The organism is Shewanella sp. 11B5, from assembly GCF_002836795.1.
In the GTDB taxonomy this organism is placed as follows: Bacteria; Pseudomonadota; Gammaproteobacteria; order Enterobacterales; family Shewanellaceae; genus Shewanella; species Shewanella frigidimarina.
Window position 1 is genome coordinate 1 of sequence record NZ_PJAP01000664.1, and the last position, 2,104, is coordinate 2,104.

The window sequence follows — 2,104 nt, forward strand, 5'->3', positions numbered from 1 at the left end:
TGTGGCGTACAAAAAAGGCATCCGCCCAGAACGTCCATTAGCCATGGCAACTGTAGCATCACAAATGGGTATTACAGCCAGCCCAATTGCCGCAGCTGCCGCAGTTGTGCTTGCCACTGCCGTTGATAATAATCTAGATATTAACTTACTTGATGTACTCATGGTGACCATTCCCGCCACACTAACAGGCTTACTAGTAGCGTGTACTTGGAGCTTAAAGCGCGGTAAAGATTTAGATAAAGATGAAGAGTTTCAGGCACGTTTAACAGATGATGAGTTTCGTGAAGCATTAACCGACCCCAAAGCAGATGAGGTGCAAACACCCCAGGCCGAATCGACAGCAAAGAAAGGCTTAACAGTATTTTTACTGGGTATATTTGCCGTTATCATGGTGGCGATGTTTAGTAAGCAAATACTACCTGCTGGCGTCAGCATGTCGGTCGCGATTCAATTTATGATGTTGTCAGTCGGTGGAGTAATATTACTCGCCACCAATATCTCACCGAAAAAAATTGTCACCAGTAACGTGTTTACCGCCGGTATGACTGCGGTCATTATCATTTTTGGTATCGCATGGATGAGTGACACCATTATTGAGCACCATAAAACCTATTTAGTGAGTGCGGTAAGCGACATTGTCAGCGTGTATCCATGGACATTTGCTATTGCGATGTTTGTGTCGTCTATCTTCTTAAAAAGCCAAGCAGCGGTATTAACTATAATGCTGCCATTGGGGTATTCACTCGGCATCCCAGCTCCAGTATTAATTGGTGTACTGCCAGCATGTTATGCCTATTTCTTCTTCCCATTCTACCCAAGCGATTTAGCCGCAATTAGTTTTGATAGAACCGGCACCACCCACATTGGTAAATACGTACTCAACCACAGCTTTATTATTCCAGGCTTTATTGGCGTAGTAACAGCAACGTTTGTTGGTTACTTTATATCAATGGCGATTAACTAGCCCTAGCTTGTAATTTGGCTTTGAGCCAAGAACTAAAGTGATAAACCGCTAGTGAATTGACCCAAATAAGTCACTAGCATCAATAAAAATGGCAGCCAACGTGGCTGCCATTTTTGTTTTTAATCATTGAGAACCCAAAGACCGAAGAACGAAGACCTAAAAAACTAAAATTATCTGATGAGTTATCGACAGGTTCATGGGGTAATCCGCCCACCATATCGCCATCTGCAACACGCCGTAAACCTATCCATGGGGGCTTGACGAAAACATCCTGTTTTCAACAGTTGCATATGCCTATATGGCTGGCTTTGATGGAATCAAATAAGCCTAAACAACGGTAATACCACAACGTTGTAGGAAATCGAAAGTGTCATCATAAAACTCAGACAGCCTTGTTTTATCAGAGTCATCTCCACTAGGAACGAAAATTATCATCCCCTGCCTCGCTCTAGTCAGTAGCACTCGGTAGGCATTCTCTAAATAAATTTGAGTTTGTTCTTGTTGGCGCTTTTCCCATTTACTTCCGCGAAATCGCCAATGTTCTTTCCCAGTAGGTTTAAATCGAAAATCACCGTCCCAAGCAACTAAACACCAATCTAACTCTAAACCTTGAACATCAAACTCAGTCGCAATATCTTCCAAGAAGTGAGATGAACGAATATCCTCCGGTGGCCCTAGAAACCAATCTTTGGGCTCAATTTTGTTTTTTACAAAAATACCCTCTGCTTTAAGACGTATTGCGTTTGACGAAGCAAGCATGCCAATACTTTCAGTAGCTCGGCTCCGCGATTTTATCCACTTCTTTGCAGTGTCTAAATCTCGAGTCACTTTAATAGGATATAAGTGTGAGAACGTAGTGAATAATTTCCGAGCTAATACGCTATCACCATCAATCAAATAATGAATAAAGCTTGATAGTTTTTCCGCCCTGAATGACCGCATCGAAGTTGCTAAATGCAAACACGGTAAGACAGTTCCTTTTGATAAATGGCTTGCGGTTATATTTGATGCAACATATTCCCCATTGAGTAAATCTGCAGAGTAATAAGCATCCCAATGACTAAATTTTGCGTCTAGTGCATTAAGCCAATCTAACAACCCCACCTCTCCGGTATTAATTTCTTGCCCTCCACCAACCAG

Annotated in this window: 2 protein-coding genes; one reads left to right on the forward strand and one right to left on the reverse strand. The window is 42.3% G+C overall.

Translation table 11 applies throughout. The features are described 5' to 3' along the window. A partial coding sequence (locus CXF78_RS15015; RefSeq protein WP_102037253.1) for an anaerobic C4-dicarboxylate transporter occupies nucleotides 1-964 on the forward strand: 964 nt, incomplete at its 5' end. A 327-nt stretch (nucleotides 965-1,291) separates the two neighbouring features. On the opposite strand, the gene CXF78_RS15020 is transcribed toward CXF78_RS15015, so the two are convergent. After that, the coding region (locus tag CXF78_RS15020; protein WP_145991474.1) for a DNA/RNA helicase domain-containing protein at nucleotides 1,292-2,104 on the reverse strand (813 nt) is incomplete at its 5' end.